Here is a 20,021-nt window from a genome sequence, read left to right on the forward strand (position 1 = left end):
AGTTGAGAAACAGTCTATGTAAATAGAAACAAAAACCTGTCAATTTTGACAGGTTCAGACTGTAGACAAGCTCGGGTGAGATTTAAAATTGAGATGTTGATTTTCATTCCAGGCGCTTCGCTTTCCGCGGGCGGGCGGTGAGCCGCATCAATGCTCACGCTCCTTCGGGGTCTCACCTGTCCCGCTGTTCCCGCAGGAGTCTTCACGCCAACACTCCCATCAACCGTATTTCTAAAGTTAATTTGGTTAAAACCTTGCGATTGAAAGGGCTATCCTAGAACAAATTCAAGAGGACAAAAGTGATTTAAAAAGCGGATACTATGTCAATAAAGAACTCTAAAATAACAGTAAGCCTATTAAAAAGCCATGATTTTCCTCGATAAGCAGGAAAACATCCATGAAATATGTTTAAAATACAAAAAAAGCCCGAAGACGATTGTCTCCGAACTTTCTTTATTTGACGATTTTCTTATTTTCCACAAGTGCAGGTTGTTTTTTTCCTGGAACTTCATGATGATGGCGGCAGCGAGGCTCGTAAGCCTCTGATGCACCGACCAGTATCACGGGATCATCGTAGGATGCTGGAGCACCATTAATCAACCGCTGTGTCCTGCTGGAGGCTGAGCCACAAACCGCACAGACTGCTTGAAGTTTCGTAACTGATTCAGCTAAGGACATTAAAAGAGGTACAGGTCCAAAAGGTTCTCCACGGAAGTCCTGATCAAGTCCGGCAAGAATCACTCGATATCCGGTGTCAGCTAGATGCTGTGCAACATCGATAATTTCTTCATCAAAAAATTGAACTTCATCGATTGCAATAATATCCAAATCATCTTCCAGGTGTTTAAAAATATCAGTAGACTGTGCGATCGGTCTTGCAATCGTAGAAGTCCCGTTATGTGAGACTACCGCTTCTTCGGCATAGCGGTTATCGATGGCTGGTTTAAACACAGCAATCTTCTGCTTCGCAAATTGTCCACGGCTGACTCTTTTAATTAGTTCCTCCGATTTACCGGAAAACATGCTTCCGCAAATAAGCTCGATCCAGCCTGATTGTTTCATTATGTACATATGAAACAGCCACTCCCTTCCACTTATCTCTTTTTTATTCCGGTACCCTTTGTTCAAATCCAATATATATAATTAAGTATGCCCCAACGAAAAAAACGCGCGGGCTTCCTTGAAAATGATTAAATTTAGTGAAAATCACTGACAAAACGCCTATAAAGTGCAAAGAAAAAACAGGCAAGGAAAAATGCTTGCCTGTTTCAGATGGTCAACGTTAGTTCTTAAGTTCTTGCTTAAGGCCGTATTTTTTATTGAAACGGTCAATACGTCCGCCAGCTTCAGCGAATTTTTGACGTCCAGTGTAGAATGGGTGACATTCTGAACAAGTTTCAATTCTAATTTCTTCTTTAGTTGAAGTTGTTTCAAATGTATTACCACATGAACATTTCACCATTGCTGTTTTGTAATTTGGATGAATTCCAGTTTTCATTCTTTTTCATCTCCTTATGCCCTGAATCATTCGAAACAGAGTTATATACTTTCAGGTGAGGCAAGTAGTACCCCTCACATATTTTGTAAAAAACACATGCTTTTATTATAGCAACAAATCTCTCAACTTGCAACAACTTGTTACATATTACTAAGAGCGCTTTGCAGATGCTGCTTTTTTTCTTTCCTCTTCTAACTGTGCGAAGAAGTCATCATTGTCTTTTGTTTGTTTAATACGGCGCATGAATTTCTCTGAGAAATCCGGTGAATCAGACATTGTCTTACGAATGGCCCAAAGTTTATCCAGGCGATCTTTTGGAATCAACAGCTCTTCTTTCCTTGTTCCTGAGCGTCTAATATCGATAGCTGGGAATATTCGGCGTTCAGCAAGTGCACGATCAAGATGCAGCTCCATGTTTCCCGTACCCTTAAATTCTTCATAAATAACATCATCCATACGTGAACCTGTTTCAATAAGGGCCGTCGCAAGAATCGTTAAGCTGCCGCCTTCTTCGATATTCCTTGCCGCACCAAAGAACCGTTTCGGCCGGTGGAAGGCCGCTGGGTCAATCCCGCCTGAAAGCGTTCTGCCGCTTGGAGGAATGACTAAGTTATAGGCACGAGCTAAACGTGTAATACTATCCATTAAGATAATTACATCGCGTTTATGCTCAACAAGCCGCATTGCACGTTCAAGAACGAGTTCAGCCACTTTGATATGATTTTCTGGTACTTCATCAAAGGTAGAACTTACGACATCTCCTCGAACGGAACGCTCAATATCTGTCACTTCTTCCGGGCGCTCATCAATTAAGAGAACAATTAATTCTGCTTCTGGATGGTTTGTCGTGATCGAGTGAGCAATTTCCTTAATCAGCATGGTTTTCCCAGCTTTTGGCGGAGCAACAATTAATCCACGTTGTCCGAACCCTACAGGAGCAAGCACATCCATAATTCTCGTTGAAATGTTCTTTGGTTCCGTTTCTAAGCGGATTTGTCTATCTGGATATAATGGCGTTAAACCAGGGAAATGCACACGTTCCTTCGCAGACTCAGGGTTGTCGCCATTAACCGCTTCCACATGAAGCAAGCCATAATAACGTTCATTTTCCTTAGGCGGTCTTACTTTCCCGGAAACCTTATCCCCGTTACGCAGGTCAAATCGACGAATCTGCGATGCAGAAATATAGATATCCTCAGAGCTCGGTGAGTAATTAATCGGGCGCAGGAAACCAAATCCTTCTGAAGGGATGATTTCAAGAACACCTTCCATGAATAGCAGGCCGTCAAGTTCTGCCTGAGCTTTTAAGATTGCAAAAATAAGTTCTTTTTTCGAAAGCTTACTGTAATACGACACCTTATATTCACGAGCATGTTCGTAAAGTTCTTTCAGCTTCATGTTTTCTAAATTGGAAATTGTTAAACTCATTATGACACCACACTTTAATTATTTAGCGTTTTCATCCATACAGATAGGAAAATAGTCGATCGATAGAAAGAAAACCCATCATTCATTCAAATCGGCTTTTAGGTTTCTTTTTCTTATGGGATGATTACATGCTTTATTATGAAGATAGTTTTTGAAGGCTTGAGAAAAGCTGGAGTAGGTTGCAGGTTGACTGAAAAAATTAATTAATTAAAACAAACCCTATTTTACTTTTTTTAGCTTAATTAATCAACTTTATTTTTCAAACAAAGCGAAAGCGAGCAATAAACCGCTCGCTTTACCTTTTGTTTTTCTATTCTTTTATGAGGAGTGGTCGATTACCGCATGACTAAGTTAGGTTTCATTTTTAAGCTGTGTCTACCGTCAATAAAGCGGACCGTGCCTGATTTAGCGCGCATAACAACGGATTGCGTTTCACCATAGTTGCCCTTGAATTGAACACCGCGTAATAACTCTCCATCTGTTACACCCGTTGCAGCAAAGATCGCATCATCCCCGCGGACAAGATCTTCCATACGCAAGATACTGGTTACATCAAGCCCCATTTTTAAGCAGCGCTCTGCTTCAGCTTCATTTTGGGGAAGCAGTTTTCCTTGAATCTCCCCGCCTAAACATTTTAATGCTACAGCAGCAATCACTCCCTCAGGAGCGCCACCTGATCCAAAGAGAATATCTACACCTGTTTGGTCAAAGGCCGTATTGATTGCCCCGGCAACATCACCATCATTGATTAGTTTAATTCGGGCACCTGCTTCACGCAGTTCCTGAATGATTTTGCTATGGCGATCCCGGTACAGAATGGTGGCCACTACATCTTCGATATCCTTGTTCTTAGCCTTAGCTACTGCTTTCAGATTATCTAATACCGATGCATTAATATCTACTTGACCAACCGCTTCTGGCCCTACTGCAATCTTATCCATATACATATCAGGTGCATGCAGAAGATTCCCATGATCAGCGACAGCTAATACAGCCAGTGCGTTCCATCCTCCTGATGCCACAATATTCGTACCTTCTAAAGGATCTACCGCAACATCGACGCGGGGACCATAGCCTGTCCCAAGCTTTTCTCCAATATACAGCATAGGGGCTTCGTCCATTTCCCCTTCACCTATGACTACAGTCCCTTTCATCGGAACTGTATCAAAAACATCACGCATTGCAGAAGTAGCCGCATCATCTGCTTCCATTTTTAATCCTCTGCCCATCCATCGTGCTGAAGCTAACGCTGCACCTTCTGTAACCCGAACCAGCTCCATTGATAAACTTCTTTCCATTAACCGCTTCCCCCTCATTGGCTGACCATATAAGGCTCATTTTTGCCTATATCACTAATTTTTCTATTTATGCTATTAATAATATAAATAGTATAACACATTTAGCATTTATAGTGACATATATGGCAAAAATAGACGATTAAGTAGACATTAATTTTTCAATTGTTCAACCTCTTCGGGCGTCATTTCTTCACGCCAAATGGTAGCACCGAGACCTGAAAGCTTTTCAACCAAATGACTATAACCGCGGTCAATGTGTTCAAGTCCAGTGATCTCAGTAATTCCTTCAGCCATTAATCCTGCAATCACAAGTGAAGCACCTGCACGCAGGTCACTTGCCTTTACTTTAGCCCCTTGCATTTGGACCGGTCCATGAATAATCGCTGAACTGCCTCCAACCTTGATTGAAGCGTTCATACGAATTAATTCATCGATATGCTTAAAACGCGCCCCATAAATGGTATCTGTAACCACACTTGATCCCGTTGCTTTTGTGAGCAGCGACGTAAAAGGCTGTTGTAAATCAGTGGGAAACCCGGGATAAACAAGTGTCTTGATATCTACTGACTTATAGTAAGGACTTGGCGCGACAAATATCTGATCATCACCGGCTTCTACCGATACGCCCATTTCTCTAAGTTTCGATGTGACTGATTCAACATGCTGCGGAATAACATTATCAATAATAATTCCGTCTCCCACAGCTGCTGCTAGAATCATAAAGGTTCCAGCCTCAATTCGATCAGGAATAATCGTATGACGGCAGCCGCTCAGATTTTCGACGCCTTCTATCCGGATAATATCCGTCCCTGCACCCTTTATCTTTGCACCCATATTATTTAAAAGTGTCGCCACGTCAATAATTTCGGGTTCTTTCGCCGCGTTTTCTATGATCGTTTTTCCTTTAGCCAGAACAGCCGCAAGCATGATATTAATTGTCGCTCCTACACTTACCACATCTAAGTAAATACGTGCACCTCTAAGTTCGTTTGCCCTTAAATAAATTGCACCCTGCTCATTGGTTACTTGTGCACCAAGCGCTTCAAAGCCTTTAATATGCTGATCAATTGGACGCGGACCCAAATGACAACCGCCTGGAAGGCCAATTACCGCTTTCTTGAATTTCCCAAGCATAGCACCCATTAAGTAATAGGATGCCCTGAGCTTTTTGACTCGTCCATTTGGCAGCGGCATTGAGATCATTTGACTTGGATCAACGGTCATTTCTCCATCAGAAAAATCAACTTTTCCGCCGATCTCTTCTAATAAAGATTTTAACATTTGGACATCCGAAATATCCGGAAGCCCTTCTATTGTTACGGTTGAACCTGCCAAAATAGTAGCTGGGATTAGTGCAACTGCACTGTTCTTAGCACCGCTGACACGAATGCTGCCTTTTAAAGGATAGCCCCCGGCAACTTTAAGTTTTTCCATATTATGCTCCCTTCTACACTAAGCACTGAAGAAGTTACCATCGATTAGTTTTATAAAAATAAGACTTTATCGACATTTTTTTGTTTTATTTTTATAGTTTACACCTAAAATCGGAAATTAATGTAATAAAAGAGAAATTATTCTTTAGTAATTCATCGATTACATTAACCACATCAGACTTAGCTGAAAAGGCTTACGCTTCTGGACGAGAATTCCAATCTTTTATAAAAGCTTCTATGCCTTTTTCAGTCAAAGGATGATGGAACAACGACATAATAACTTTATACGGAATAGTTGCGATGTGAGCACCCTACAATGGAGCCTGTGTGATGTGCATTGGATGACGGATAGATGCTGCAATGATCTCAGTTGGTATATCGTGAATAGCAAAAATATCGGCAATATCCGATACAAGATCAAGTCCATTTTGGCCTATATCATCTAATCTCCCTAGGAATGGCGATACATAGGTTGCTCCTGCACGTGCAGCCAACAATGCTTGATTAGCACTAAAAATCAGTGTAACGTTCGTTTTTACACCATCTTTCGAGAGTGCTGCAACCGCTTTTAAACCATCAGGCGTCATGGGTAATTTTATGGTGATATTCGGTGCAATAGCAGTGAGTTCTTTTGCCTCTGCCATCATTCCTTCAAAATCAAGAGCAATCACTTCTGCGCTGACTGAATCTTTAACCAGGCTCGTGATTTCTTGCAAACGTTCGTGGAAAGAAACACCTTTCTCTCGTGCAACTAGAGATGGGTTAGTCGTTACTCCAGAAAGAATTCCAAGTGCATGTGCCTCACGAATTTCTTCAATATTTGCAGTATCAATAAAAAACTTCATGATATACCCTCCAATTTCTAGTAATTATGCCTGTTATCTTCTTAAGTTTATAGGAAAAGGTATGAAAATTCCAATTCTTTCAGGAATTAATGGGAAAATTTAAGTTTTCTTTGTCACCTAAATAAAAAAAGAAAGAGACCCCTTTCTCTATTGAACGCGCGTATTACTCGTGCGATCGTTCAGTAGAGGAGAGGTCTCTTTCTATTACATTCTTGGTCTAATTAAGCTTTACCAGTTGAACCAAATTCTTTCATTTTCCCAACAACTGTCGCTTTAATAGCGTCACGTCCTGGTCCAATGAATTTACGTGGATCATATACTTCAGAATCATTCTTAAGAACTTCACGAACTGCTGCTGTAAAGGTAAGTTGACATTCTGTATTTACGTTGATTTTTGAAGTTCCTAAAGAAATAGCTTTTTGAATATCCGCTGTTGGAATTCCAGTACCACCGTGAAGTACTAATGGAATGTTTGTTAAATCACGAACTTCTTCCATTTCTTTGTATCCAAGATTCGGTTCACCTTTGTAAGGTCCGTGAACAGATCCTAGAGCAGGAGCGAAACAGTCAACGCCTGTTTCTTTTACTAGTAATTCACATTCTTTAGGGTCAGCGTATACTACACCATCCGCAATAATATCATCTTCTTGTCCGCCTACAGTTCCTACTTCAGCTTCAACAGAAACGTCTTTAGTGTGAGCATAGTCAACAACTTTTTTAGTTGTTTCAATGTTTTCTTCAATAGAGTGATGGGAAGCATCAATCATAACTGAAGTAAATCCAGCTTCGATTGCTTCGATACATTTATCATAGCTTGAACCATGGTCTAAATGAATCGCAACAGGAACAGTGATTTTCATATCTTCAAGAAGACCTTTAACCATCATAACAACTGTTTTGAATCCGCCCATGTGACGAGCTGCACCTTCGGATACACCAAGGATTACTGGAGATTTTTCTTGTTCTGCTGCTCCAAGAATAGCTTGTGTCCACTCTAGGTTATTAATGTTAAATTGACCTACTGCATACTTTTCATCAAGCGCTTTATTTAACATATCTTTCATTGATACTAAAGGCATTTCTGTTTCCTCCTTTTACGAAACTACTTTCAACGATTATCTCTAAATAATATACCCATTGTCCGTGCAAACATGCACCACATGGGTGTCTTATTACCATTTCAGCATATCAATATCAGCCTAAAACAGCAACTAATACACTACTTAAAAAGCCAATTGTTTTATTAAGATATTTAAAGCGCTTTCCAAATTGAACGCATTCACCTTTGAAAATAGACGATAAAACAGGAAAAACAAGTAAATTTGCTGATTTTTTCATGATTTCCCCGAAAAAAAGACGGCTGCCATTTGTGTCTTCCACGTTACAGAAGAAGTATAGCCCATTAACTAGATTGAACAGGAACATACTCCCTTACAGCTGAACGAATATCATCAATATCAAATGGTTTGGCAAAATGGGTAATTGCTCCCAGATCTTTTGCCTGCTGAATCATGTCCAATTCACCATAGGCAGTCATAATGATTACTTTGATATCCGGATCAATCTGCTTCATTCGTTTTAAAATTTCATTTCCATCCATTCCGGGAATTTTCATATCTAGTAATACTAAATCGGGCGAATGGTTCGTTAGTATTTCTAAAGCTTGAACCCCATTTGCTGCCTGAAAGGTTTGATAGCCTTCCTTATTGAACACTTCATTTAGCAAGATTCTTATCCCAAATTGATCATCAACAATTAATATTTTTCCTGACATCCCTACACCTCTTTTTATCCTTTGGATTTATCCTATATTTCCTATATTGAACAGGTTCTTCTGATGCATCATTAATAAGGTTTTACAATAAACAGACCATATTTACTAAATTCGCTAAAATGGTTCAAAATCCCTGCAAAAATGAGATTTAAATTAGTAATTATCTATACAGTGGCTATAAAAATGGCTTTATTTTATAATGATTGAAAAAGGAGTATGAGTCATGTTGAAAATATTTTCTACACAGATGAGCGGTATATTCAAAAGATTAGTTGATAAAGAGGCCTTTGGCTTTGAAGATAGCGCACGGCTGCTGGCACAAGCCTCAGTAGGTGATGGAAGTATCTACATCAAAGGCTTTGGTGAAATGAACGGCATCCTCTCAGAGGCATTTGAAGGTGCTGAACCCTTTCCTGGATTTCCGTTCGATTATAAAAACATGCCTTACTCTCAAGAAGATCGGGTTTTATTGTTTACTAGAACATCGGCAGATACAGAAGCAATCGAATTAGCTGTAAAGTTACAAGAACTGAATATTCCTTTTGCAGCTATTTCAACGGTTGTTCCATCCGATGAACCAACACTAGTAGAACTAGCGGATGTACATATTGACCTAAACTTGAAAAAAGGATTAATTCCTGACGAATCCGGAAATCGCGTGGGAATACCCAATTTAATGACTGCCTTATTTGCTTATTATGGAATTAAGTTTACCCTGGAAGAAATTCTTCAAGAATTTTAAAAAAACAGCCTGAACCAAATGGTCAGGCTGTTTTTTTCTATCGTTTATTTCTTCATTTTTAATGACATTTCCACGAAGTCACGGAAAAGCGGCTGTGGACGATTCGGGCGTGAGATGAACTCTGGGTGGAATTGACAAGCTACGAACCAAGGATGATCCTTCAGCTCAACAATTTCAACTAAACGACCATCTGGGCTCGTTCCAGAGAAGACAAACCCTTCTTCTTCCATCATTTGACGGTAATGATTATTAAATTCATAGCGGTGACGATGACGTTCATAAACCACTTCATCCGCATATGCTTCATAGGCTTTCGATCCTTCTTCCAATTTACATGGGTACAAGCCAAGACGAAGCGTACCGCCTAAGTCTTCTACATCTTTTTGTTCTGGCAGAAGATCGATGATTGGATCTGGCGTTTCCATATCGATTTCCGCTGTATGAGCTTTATCTAGTCCTAAGACGTTACGTGCATACTCAACAGAAGCAAGCTGCATACCCAAACAAATACCAAAGAAAGGTTTTTGATTCACACGAGCATACTCAATCGCAGAAATTTTCCCTTCAATTCCACGGTCACCGAATCCTCCTGGTACTAGAATTCCGTCAACATCGCTCAACCATTCAGCAACATTTCCTTTATTCACTTCTTCAGAGTTGATCCACTTAATATCAATATCTGCATCGAATGTGTATCCAGCATGTTTTAATGCTTCTACAACGGAAATATAAGCATCTTGAAGTTCTACATACTTCCCAACAAGACCAATTTTCACTACTTTTTTAAGATTTGTTACTTTTTCAACAAGCTTCTTCCAGTCTTCCATATCCGCTTCACCGCAAGTTAGCTTTAAATGATCGCAAACGATTTGGTCCATATGTTGAGCTTGAAGTGCAAGAGGAATGGAGTAAAGGGTATCAGCATCTTCACATTCGATAACGGACTCTGCGTCAATATCGCAGAATAACGCAATTTTATCCTTCATATCTTGAGAAATTGGAATTTCTGTACGAGCCACAATAATGTTTGGCTGAATACCAAGACTCCGTAATTCTTTCACACTGTGCTGAGTTGGTTTTGTTTTTAACTCACCCGCAGCTTTGATATATGGAACAAGTGTACAATGAATATACATAACATTGTCACGGCCAAGATCACCTTTAATTTGACGAATTGCTTCTAAGAATGGCAGGGATTCAATATCACCAACCGTACCGCCGATTTCTGTGATAACCACGTCTGCATTCGTTTCGTGACCAGCTCGTAGAATTCGTTCTTTAATTTCATTCGTAATATGTGGAATGACTTGAACCGTTCCGCCTTGATAGTCGCCTCTACGTTCTTTTCTTAAAACAGTTGAGTAAACTTTACCTGTTGTTACATTGCTGTATTTTCTTAAGTTGATATCAATGAAACGCTCATAATGCCCTAAATCGAGATCCGTTTCTGCACCGTCATCCGTTACGAACACTTCACCATGCTGATATGGACTCATAGTTCCTGGGTCAAGGTTAATATACGGATCAAACTTTTGAACGTAAACACTTAACCCTCTATTTTTAAGTAATCTTCCTAGTGAAGCAGCTGTAATTCCTTTTCCTAAAGAAGATACAACGCCGCCTGTTACAAATATATATTTAGTCATTTGCTGGTGTCCCCCTACTGTCATTTTTCTTTTTGCTCAACGTTCCTAGTTTTTCCAATAAAAATAAAAAAATGATGATTATTTGAATGAATCATTCATCAATGCACCATTTAACAGCGTTTTTATTTTTTGTTTTTCTATAAAAAAACAAAAACGCTCCACCTACAAAAGTAAGGGAGCGGTATATTTTTAACTGTGTCCTTTTTTAAGGAGCCCAAAAATGATTCTACAAATTCCTCGGAAAAAAGTCAAGAGGGATATTATTCTTTCTCAGTATCCTCTTCATCTAATTCTTCTTCATCTTCATCATCATCTAAGACGAAATCTTCATCGATAATTTTTTCATCGATATCTAACTCTTCGTCATCGTCATCGTCGTCGTCATCCACTAGATCTTCATCAACAAGCAGATCTACCTCTACTTCATCATCGTCATCATCTAAATCATCAATGTCATCTGATTCAATAAAGTCTTCATCTTCCTCTTCATCAACCTCATCAAAGGCATCAACCACAACTGCTGCTTTTTTCGCCTTTTTCTTTTTAGGCTTAACTGCATGAACGACTTCTTCTGCAATTTGATCAATTGGGTACCAAACTTTTAGACCCCAACGGTTTTCGCCTAGTGAAGTAAAGCGGCCATCTACATTTAAATCTGTGTAGAACTGCGCAATTCTTCTCTTAACTTCCTGTTTTGAATGTCCAGCTAAAACGCCAATTTCTGCTGTCAGGTCTTTAAATAAATAGGGCTCATTTTTCTCTACTAATAGTTCGTAAGCAATTTCTATTAACGACATTTCTGCCAATTGCTCTTTTGGTAATTGTTTTAAACTCAATCCCCGCACTTCCTTTCTCTATTCAAACACAACTTGTGTTCCTTACGTAAATATATCAGGGTCTATTGCTCTAAAGAAACTCCTTATTAAACATACTATCCATTATAAACAATAAAATTGGGTTTATGCTACCTCTATCTTTGGCATTCTTCCTTTTTTATGTAAGTCTAGTATCAGATTCTCACATTATTTATTCAAACGATAAGCAACTATAAAAAAAATAATGGCTAATAGAAAAAATCCAATAGACCCCAGCGAATACTCATAGAGTTTAACTATAAGATACAGAAAGAATACACAACCTGCCACAATTCCTGCTTTCTTTAAAAGATTCATGTTTCCATCTCCAAACATTTCAAATGAGGCAGGCGCCATCAGTATTGCCTCTTTTATCCACTATTATAAGGCAAAATAGCTTTTATGCGAAAAAAAGGTCCAAAATGGACCTTTTTCTTACATATTCCTGCGATATTGACCGCCGACTTCGTATAAAGCATGAGTAATTTGACCAAGACTTGCTCTTTTGACACATTCCATTAATTCAACAAAGATATTATCTCCGTTTTTCGCAGCCATTTTTAATCTTTGCAGGGCTTCATCCACCTGATGTTCATTTTTTTTCTGGAATTCTCGTAAATTTCGAATCTGTTCCTCTTTTTCTTCTTTAGTCGCTCGAGCAAGTTCCATTTGATCCATCGCTTCACTTGAAGGCGGATTTGGATTCAGATACGTATTCACACCAACAATCGGTAGTTCACCGGTATGCTTTTTCATTTCATAGTACATAGATTCATCTTGAATCTTTCCTCGCTGATATTGCGTTTCCATCGCACCAAGCACACCGCCGCGATCATCTAAGCGGTCGAATTCCTGAAGTACCATTTCTTCTACCAAATCAGTCAATTCTTCAATAATAAATGACCCTTGAGTGGGATTTTCATTTTTAGACAAACCATATTCTTTAGTAATAATCATTTGAATGGCCATCGCACGTCTAACAGACTCTTCAGTTGGTGTGGTGATTGCTTCATCATAGGCATTCGTATGAAGTGAATTACAATTATCCTGAAGGGCTAGCAGCGCTTGTAATGTCGTCCGGATATCATTAAAGTCAATTTCTTGAGCGTGCAGTGAACGTCCAGAGGTTTGGATATGATATTTCAACTTCTGGCTTCTTTCATTTGCCCCATATTTATTTCTCATGACTGTAGACCAAATACGCCTAGCCACTCGGCCAATCACACTATATCCTGGGTCAAGCCCATTCGAGAAGAAGAAGGATAGATTCGGTGCAAAATCATCAATATTCATTCCACGGCTTAAGTAATACTCAACATATGTGAATCCGTTCGCAAGCGTAAATGCCAGCTGTGAGATGGGATTCGCACCTGCTTCAGCAATATGATAGCCGGATATGGAGACTGAATAGTAATTACGAACACGATTATCAATGAAATAGGCCTGTATATCTCCCATCATTTTTAAAGCAAATTCAGTTGAAAAGATACAGGTGTTTTGACCTTGGTCTTCCTTTAGGATGTCTGCTTGGACTGTTCCTCTAACATGTTCGAGTGTATAACTTCTGACCTCAGCATATTCTTCTGGTGTCAAAATTCTTCCCTTTTCAGTTTCAGCAAGACTAACTTGTTGATCAATAGCTGTATTCATAAACATAGCAAGAATAATGGGTGCCGGCCCGTTAATGGTCATCGAAACCGAGGTAGATGGTTGACAAAGGTTGAAGCCTTCATAAAGCTTCTTCATATCATCAAGCGTACAAATACTCACACCGCTTTCACCGACTTTACCGTAAATATCGGGACGGTAATCCGGATCCTCCCCATATAATGTCACAGAATCAAAAGCTGTGCTAAGCCGCTTGGCATGATCGTTCTTCGACAGGTAATGGAAGCGTCGGTTTGTGCGGCTCGGGGAACCTTCTCCAGCAAATTGCCGTAATGGATCTTCTCCTTCACGCTTGAAAGGAAAGACACCAGCTGTAAACGGAAAAGCACCAGGAACATTTTCACGATATACCCAGCTTAAGATTTCACCGTAGTCTTCAAACCTCGGCAAAGCCACCTTGGGAATAGACAACCCAGAAAGACTTTTGGTAGTTAATTCTGTTACAAGCTCTTTCCCGCGGATATTCGTCACGAATTCTTTCCCCGCATACCGTTCTTTAAACTGTGTCCAACCAAGTAGAATCTGCTTTGATTCTTGAGTGAGCTTTTCCTCCGTTTCTTGCTTCAAGGTTTCTAGCGCGGCAAGAACTGCATCATCCGGTACATTCACTTTGACGGCCTCTATTGCTCCCTCTAGTTGAAAGACTCTGCGTGCAATAAAAACTTGTTCTTCAGCTTTTTTATGGTATTGTCTGACCGTGTCTGAAATTTCCCTAAGGTAATAGCGGCGATCATTCGGAATAATAATGTTTTGCTTTTTAACATCGACGTCTTTTGAAAAGGCAGAGTCCCAATCAGTTCCCAATTTTTCATTCACTTTCTCGATTAATGCTGCAAAAAGGGCATTGGTTCCTGGGTCATTGAATTGAGAAGCGATGGTTCCGTAAACCGGCATATTGGACTGATCTTCTTCGAAAAGCATGCGGCTGCGCTGGAACTGTTTCTGAACTTGATTCTTTGCATCTTCTGAGCCCTTTCTTTCGTACTTATTTATCACAATTAAATCGGCATAATCGATCATATCAATTTTCTCAAGCTGTGAAGGCGCACCAAATTCACTAGTCATCACATACAGTGAGACATCACATATTTCTGCAATTTCAGCATCACCTTGACCAATTCCGCTCGTTTCCACGATGACTAAATCATATCCAGCTGCTTTGACTACCGAAATAGCATCTCTAATTGCCAGAGACAGTTCGGTTTTTGAATGGCGGGTTGCCAAGCTTCGCATATAGACCCGGTTTGAAAAAATGGCGTTCATCCGAATTCGATCTCCGAGCAGTGCCCCGCCTGTTTTTTGCTTAGTAGGATCTACGGAAAGTACGGCTACTTTTTTTTCTGGAATCTCATGAATAAACCGTCTAATTAATTCATCTGTTAATGAGCTTTTCCCTGCCCCACCCGTACCGGTTATTCCAACGACCGGTACCTGCTGATTGGACGTCTTGATTTGATCAAGAAGATCTTCCGCTGCTGTCGCTGCCTCATCAGAGAGCTCGAGCCGGTTTTCAGCAAACGTAATATACTGAGCAATTGTTTTCATATTTCCTGCTCTTAGTTCATCTATATGATTCTGAAGGGACGAACATTCCGTCGAATAATCACTTTCCTCAAGCATGAGGTTAATCATCCCCTGCAGACCATTTTCTCTTCCGTCTTCCGGCGAGAAAATTCTAGCAATGCCGTAGTCATGAAGCTCCTTTATTTCGCGTGGGACAATGACTCCGCCGCCGCCTGCATAGATTCGGATATGCGGGGCTCCTTTTTCCTTTAACAAATCATACATATATTTAAAATACTCTACATGACCGCCTTGATAGGAGGACATAGCAATTCCTTGTACATCTTCCTGAATGGCCGCATTGACGACTTCCTCTACTGAGCGATTATGACCGAGATGAATGACCTCTACACCACTTGATTGCATAATGCGCCGCATAATATTAATTGAAGCATCATGTCCATCAAACAAACTTGAAGCTGTTACAAAGCGAAGATGATGTTTCGGCTTATATACCTCAACTGTACTCATTCTACTCCTCCTTATCCCTCGCAAATGCGATTTGAAATCTATTTAGACAAGTCATCTATTTATGAACGTACAATCCCCCAATTAAAAGTTCCGTTTGAATGTCAATATATTCTTCAAGTGTATATGCCTTCTGCAGTGCCCACCTTCGGAACCCCCACATTTGACCCTGAACAAAAATATTATGAGCAACAAGGCTGATTTCTTTCTCTGAAAGACGCAGCTCTCCGTTTTCTACACAATGTGAGATAACTACTTCAAACATCTTAACCATCTCTATTTCTTTATTTAGTACATAGGGCAAGGCATCTTTTGAGAGGGACTTCGCTTCTTGATACATAACAAGTACCTCATCCTGCATATCGTCCATCACTTGAAAAAAATAGGCAATCGTCAGCCGTAAGTTTTCAATGGTTCCTCGATTTTGATGAACCTCTTTCTGAAGCCGTTCTTTTACTTCATCATAAATAAAATCGCAAACTAAATATAAAACATCTTCTTTTGTTCTGATGTATTCATAGAGTGTTCCAATACTGAAGCCTGCTGCTTTAGCAATCTCCCTAGTTGTCGTCCGGTGGAAGCCTTTATCCTTAAACAGCGTGACCGCTCCTTTAATCATTTGCGTCCGCCTCATTGAGACAAGCTGTTCATCCTTTACGGATGCGTGAACTTCTCTTTTCTCCATACTCTACCGCCTTTTTGCATGAGCCTGTTTCCGGTATACACTGCCGGAAACAGGTCATCTTACTAGGTTATTTCGTCAGCATTCTTGAAATGACCAGCTTCTGAATTTCTTGAGTTCCTTCGTAGATCTGCGTAATTTTTGCATCGCGCATATACCGTTCAACAGGATAGTCCTTTGTGTACCCATAGCCGCCAAAAACCTGAACAGCTTCCGTGGTCACCTTCATGGCTGTATCTCCAGCAAATAATTTTGACATCGCAGATTCTTTTCCATATGGAAGACCCTCTGATTCAAGCCATGCAGCTTGATAGGTTAGAAGTCTAGCAGCTTCTACACTCGTTGCCATTTCAGCTAATTTAAAACCGATTCCCTGCTGAGCCGCAATTGGTTTTCCAAATTGTTCCCGTTCCTTGGCATAGTCAACCGCTGCATCTAATGCGCCTTGAGCAATACCGACTGCTTGGGCAGCGATTCCATTACGCCCGCCGTCTAGTGTCATCATGGCGATTTTAAATCCTTCGCCCTCTTTCCCTAATAAATTTTCCTTTGGTACGCGGCAATTTTCAAAAATTAATTCCGTTGTAGGTGACGAACGAATCCCTAGCTTTTTCTCTTTTTTCCCTACACTAAATCCTGCAAAATCCTTCTCTACAATAAAGGCCGATGTTCCTTTTTGTCTTGATGCTGGATCCGTCAAAGCAAAAACAACATATGTATCAGCTATCCCGCCATTTGTAATAAATATTTTCGTTCCATTTAAAATATAATCATCACCATCTGCAACAGCCGTTGTTCTCATAGCTCCCGAATCTGAACCAGATCCCGGCTCAGTCAAGCCATATGCACCAATTGTTTCACCCTGTGCCATTGGTCGGAGATATTTTTGCTTTTGTTCCTCTGATCCAAATTTATAAATAGGCCATCCAGCAAGTGAAGTATGTGCAGATAACGTAACCCCCGTTGATGCACAGACCTTGGACAATTCTTCAATCGCAATACAATAGGCTAAATAATCGCTGCCAATCCCGCCGTATTCCTCGGGCCAAGGTATCCCAGTCAAACCAAGATCAGCCATTTTTTTGAATATATCCATATCAAAACGTTCTTCTTCATCTCGTTCTGCGGCAGTTGGAGCCACTTCATTCTTGGCAAAATCCCGCACCATTTTTCTGATCATTTCGTGCTCTTCTGTTAATTTAAATTGCATAGTGATTATCTCCCGTCTCTGATTAGATGTTTTGCAATAACGATGTGTTGAATTTCGCTGGTACCTTCATAAATCTCCGTAACCTTTGCGTCACGAAAATAGCGCTCGACCGGATAATCCTTGGTATACCCGTAGCCGCCATAAACTTGGATGGCTTCACTTGTTACCTCTACTGCCGTTTTCGAAGCAAACAGTTTGGCCATGGAAGCTTGCTTTCCGCATGGAAGGCCTTGAGCGCGGAGGGCTGCTGCTTGATAGACTAATAATCTTGATGCTTCAACCGCTGTGCCCATATCCGCCAGTTTAAATCCGATCCCTTGCTGAGCGGCAATCGGTTTACCGAATTGCACTCGCTCTTTTGCATATGAAACGGCATGGTTAAATGCCCCCTCAGCAATTCCAAGTGCTTGTGCCGCTATGCCGATTCTGCCTACATCAAGATTCGCTAGGGCGATTTTAAATCCTTCCCCTTCGTTTCCAAGCAGATTTTCTTTTGGCACCATCATGTTTTCAAAGGTCAGCTGAACCGTGCGTGAACCAGATAAGCCCATTTTGTGTTCATCTTTACCAATGATTAATCCCGGCGTATTTTTTTCAACGATAAAAGCAGAAATTCCTCTGCTGCCTTCGTCCGGGTTCGTAGAAGCAAACACAATGTACACATCTGCTTCGCCGCCGTTTGTAATAAATATCTTTGACCCATTTATCCTATAAAAATCGCCATCTCTAACAGCCTTCGATTTTAGACTTCCAGCATCCGAACCCGCACTCGGTTCAGTCAGACAAAATGCACCTAAATACTCACCGCTTGCGAGCTTTGGTACATATTTTTGTTTCTGCTCGTCATTGCCAAAGTAGATAATGGGGCTGGTTCCGACAGATGTATGTACGGAAAGAATCACTCCTAAGGTTGGACTAACCACAGAGATTTCATGAATCGCAATAATATAGGAAATGAAGTCCATTTCGGCACCGCCGTATTTCTCCGGTACTGGAATGCCCATTAATCCAAGCTGACCCATTTTTTTTAAGAGTTCTCTTGGAAACTCTCCATTCTCCATATTCTCAACGAAAGGAGCAATTTCTTCTCGTGCAAACTCACGGACCATTTTACGCATCATTTGCTGTTCATCAGTAAAGTGTAAGTTCAAAGTGATACCCCCTGCCCTGATTCTTGTTAGTTATATTCGTAAAAACCACGGCCTGTTTTTTTACCCAGCCATCCAGCTTTTACATATTTACGTAATAACGGACATGGCCGATATTTATCGTCACCAAAACCTTCATGAAGCGTTTCCATTATATATAGACACGTATCCAAACCAATAAAGTCAGCTAGTGTCAGTGGTCCCATGGGATGGTTCATCCCTAGCTTCATCACATTATCAATGTCTTCCTTGCTTGCAACCCCTTCATACAAGGTATACACGGCTTCATTTATCATAGGCATGAGGATTCTGTTTGCCACGAAGCCAGGAAAATCATTGACCTCTACTGGTACCTTTGATAACTTTTTCGCCATATCCTCAATGGCTCTGTATACTTCATCAGATGTAGCTAACCCACGAATAACCTCGACTAATTTCATCACTGGCACCGGGTTCATGAAATGCATACCGATAACCTGCTCTGGCCGCTTGGTTGCAGCTGCAATTTCTGTAATGGGCAGCGATGATGTATTTGTAGCAAGAATTGTATGTTTTGGAGCAATTTCGTCTAACTCGTTAAATAATTTGGACTTTATATCCATATTTTCAATGGCTGCTTCAATGACTAAATCCACACCTGCAGCATTTTGTATATCCGTAGAAGTCGATAGTCTAGACAGTATTTTCTGACTTTCCTCGTCTGATATCTTTCCTTTTTCCACTTGGCGGTTAAGGTTTTTGGAGATATTCAGGATACCTTTCTGTACAAATTCCTCCTTTAAATCATGTAAAATCACGTCATATCCGCTCATCGCGCATACTTGGGCAATACCTGATCCCATTTGACCAGCACCAATTACCAACACTTTTTCAATCATCATGTCGTTCTCCCCCTAGTAAGTTATGACTTTGGTACTTCGATTAAGATTGCATCGCCCTGACCGCCGCCGCTGCATATGGCTGCTATTCCTAAGCCCCCGCCGCGTCGCTTTAATTCATGCATTAACGTAATAATAATTCGAGCACCGCTGGCTCCAATTGGATGACCAAGTGCTACAGCCCCGCCATTGACATTTACTTTTTCAAGGTTTATATCCGCTATCTTCCCACTTGCCAAAGCAACTGCAGCAAAAGCTTCGTTTACTTCGAATAAATCAATTTCATCTAGTGTTTTTCCAGTCTTTTTCAATAACGCGTTAATGACCAGCCCTGGAGTTTTTGGGAAATCCTTTGCTTCTGTTGCCACTTCCGCATGACCAACAATGTATGCGAATGGTGTTTTTCCTTCCCTGACCGCACGTTCCTCACTCATTAACACCATTGCACCTGCACCATCATTTACCCCAGGAGCGTTCCCTGCGGTTATGCTGCCTTCGTTATTGAAGGCTGGTCCTAACTTGGCTAACTTTTCAATAGAAGTGTCCTTACGCGGAGCTTCATCTTGTTCGACGATCACTGGCTCTCCTTTACGAACCGGCACAGTTACCGGAATAATTTCTTCAGCTAGGATCCCTTCTTCTATTGCTTTTACAGCTTTTTGATGACTTTGAAATGCCCAGTTATCTTGCTCTTCACGAGTTAACTCCAGCTCTATTGCTGTGCTGTTTCCGTATGTCCCCATATGTGCACCCGTAAAACTGCAGCTTAGCCCATCATGAATCATCAAATCTTTCATTGGAGCGTCCCCCATTCGCAGTCCCCATCTAGCCTTTGGAAGGAAATACGGTGCATTGCTCATAGACTCCATGCCGCCGGCTACAATCA

General features: G+C 40.7%; 17 protein-coding genes and 1 pseudogene. 1 reads left to right on the forward strand and 17 read right to left on the reverse strand.

Going from position 1 to position 20,021, the window contains the following annotated elements; all coding sequences use genetic code 11:
- Positions 1-453: 453 nt before the first annotated feature.
- The 9 genes and pseudogenes from AC52RT_RS14135 to AC52RT_RS14175 form a co-directional block, all read right to left on the reverse strand.
- Positions 454-1,071 carry a thymidine kinase gene (locus AC52RT_RS14135; RefSeq protein ID WP_495541333.1) on the reverse strand — a complete coding sequence of 206 codons (618 nt, stop codon included), beginning with the start codon at positions 1,069-1,071 and terminating at the stop codon, positions 454-456.
- A 211-nt stretch (positions 1,072-1,282) separates the two neighbouring features.
- A complete protein-coding gene (gene rpmE, locus AC52RT_RS14140; RefSeq protein ID WP_340847312.1) occupies positions 1,283-1,498 on the reverse strand; it encodes a 50S ribosomal protein L31 in 216 nt (71 codons plus the stop codon).
- Between the two features lie 150 nt (positions 1,499-1,648).
- A complete protein-coding gene (rho, locus tag AC52RT_RS14145; protein ID WP_040372805.1) occupies positions 1,649-2,926 on the reverse strand; it encodes a transcription termination factor Rho in 1,278 nt (425 codons plus the stop codon).
- Between the two features lie 335 nt (positions 2,927-3,261).
- The gene (gene glpX, locus AC52RT_RS14150; RefSeq protein WP_495541334.1) at positions 3,262-4,224 is read right to left on the reverse strand and encodes a class II fructose-bisphosphatase; all 963 of its coding nucleotides are present in this window, start codon (positions 4,222-4,224) and stop codon (positions 3,262-3,264) included.
- Between the two features lie 150 nt (positions 4,225-4,374).
- Positions 4,375-5,658: a UDP-N-acetylglucosamine 1-carboxyvinyltransferase gene (gene murA, locus AC52RT_RS14155; RefSeq protein ID WP_040374744.1), complete on the reverse strand. Its 1,284-nt coding sequence runs from the start codon at positions 5,656-5,658 to the stop codon at positions 4,375-4,377.
- Positions 5,659-5,851: 193 nt separating this feature from the next.
- A pseudogene (gene fsa / locus AC52RT_RS14160) lies at positions 5,852-6,502 on the reverse strand (fructose-6-phosphate aldolase).
- A 221-nt stretch (positions 6,503-6,723) separates the two neighbouring features.
- Positions 6,724-7,581, reverse strand: coding sequence for a class II fructose-bisphosphate aldolase (locus AC52RT_RS14165; RefSeq protein WP_495541335.1), 858 nt, complete (start codon positions 7,579-7,581; stop codon positions 6,724-6,726).
- Between the two features lie 115 nt (positions 7,582-7,696).
- Positions 7,697-7,882 (reverse strand): hypothetical protein, encoded by a 186-nt coding sequence (locus tag AC52RT_RS14170; RefSeq protein ID WP_495541336.1) that lies wholly within the window; start codon positions 7,880-7,882, stop codon positions 7,697-7,699.
- A 22-nt stretch (positions 7,883-7,904) separates the two neighbouring features.
- A complete protein-coding gene (locus AC52RT_RS14175; RefSeq protein WP_495541337.1) occupies positions 7,905-8,276 on the reverse strand; it encodes a response regulator in 372 nt (123 codons plus the stop codon).
- 223 nt (positions 8,277-8,499) lie between these two features.
- Between AC52RT_RS14175 and AC52RT_RS14180 the strand changes: the two genes are divergently transcribed.
- Entirely contained in the window at positions 8,500-9,018 is a 519-nt protein-coding gene (locus AC52RT_RS14180) for a DUF2529 domain-containing protein (RefSeq protein WP_495541338.1), read from the forward strand.
- 44 nt (positions 9,019-9,062) lie between these two features.
- On the opposite strand, the gene pyrG is transcribed toward AC52RT_RS14180, so the two are convergent.
- The 8 genes from pyrG to AC52RT_RS14220 form a co-directional block, all read right to left on the reverse strand.
- Positions 9,063-10,664: a CTP synthase gene (gene pyrG, locus AC52RT_RS14185; RefSeq protein WP_495541339.1), complete on the reverse strand. Its 1,602-nt coding sequence runs from the start codon at positions 10,662-10,664 to the stop codon at positions 9,063-9,065.
- A 260-nt stretch (positions 10,665-10,924) separates the two neighbouring features.
- Positions 10,925-11,509, reverse strand: coding sequence for a DNA-directed RNA polymerase subunit delta (gene rpoE / locus AC52RT_RS14190; RefSeq protein ID WP_495541340.1), 585 nt, complete (start codon positions 11,507-11,509; stop codon positions 10,925-10,927).
- A gap of 444 nt (positions 11,510-11,953) precedes the next feature.
- Entirely contained in the window at positions 11,954-15,220 is a 3,267-nt protein-coding gene (gene icmF / locus AC52RT_RS14195; RefSeq protein WP_495541341.1) for a fused isobutyryl-CoA mutase/GTPase IcmF, read from the reverse strand.
- Between the two features lie 55 nt (positions 15,221-15,275).
- Positions 15,276-15,902, reverse strand: a complete 627-nt coding sequence (locus tag AC52RT_RS14200; protein WP_495541342.1) for a TetR/AcrR family transcriptional regulator — start codon at positions 15,900-15,902, stop codon at positions 15,276-15,278.
- 67 nt (positions 15,903-15,969) lie between these two features.
- A complete protein-coding gene (locus tag AC52RT_RS14205; protein ID WP_495541343.1) occupies positions 15,970-17,109 on the reverse strand; it encodes an acyl-CoA dehydrogenase in 1,140 nt (379 codons plus the stop codon).
- Between the two features lie 5 nt (positions 17,110-17,114).
- The gene (locus AC52RT_RS14210) at positions 17,115-18,260 is read right to left on the reverse strand and encodes an acyl-CoA dehydrogenase (protein ID WP_495541344.1); all 1,146 of its coding nucleotides are present in this window, start codon (positions 18,258-18,260) and stop codon (positions 17,115-17,117) included.
- Positions 18,261-18,286: 26 nt separating this feature from the next.
- A complete protein-coding gene (locus tag AC52RT_RS14215) occupies positions 18,287-19,138 on the reverse strand; it encodes a 3-hydroxybutyryl-CoA dehydrogenase (RefSeq protein WP_495541345.1) in 852 nt (283 codons plus the stop codon).
- A 20-nt stretch (positions 19,139-19,158) separates the two neighbouring features.
- Positions 19,159-20,021: acetyl-CoA C-acyltransferase (locus AC52RT_RS14220; RefSeq protein ID WP_495541346.1), on the reverse strand; the 863-nt coding region annotated here is incomplete at its 5' end.

It is taken from the genome of Peribacillus sp. (assembly GCF_059453735.1).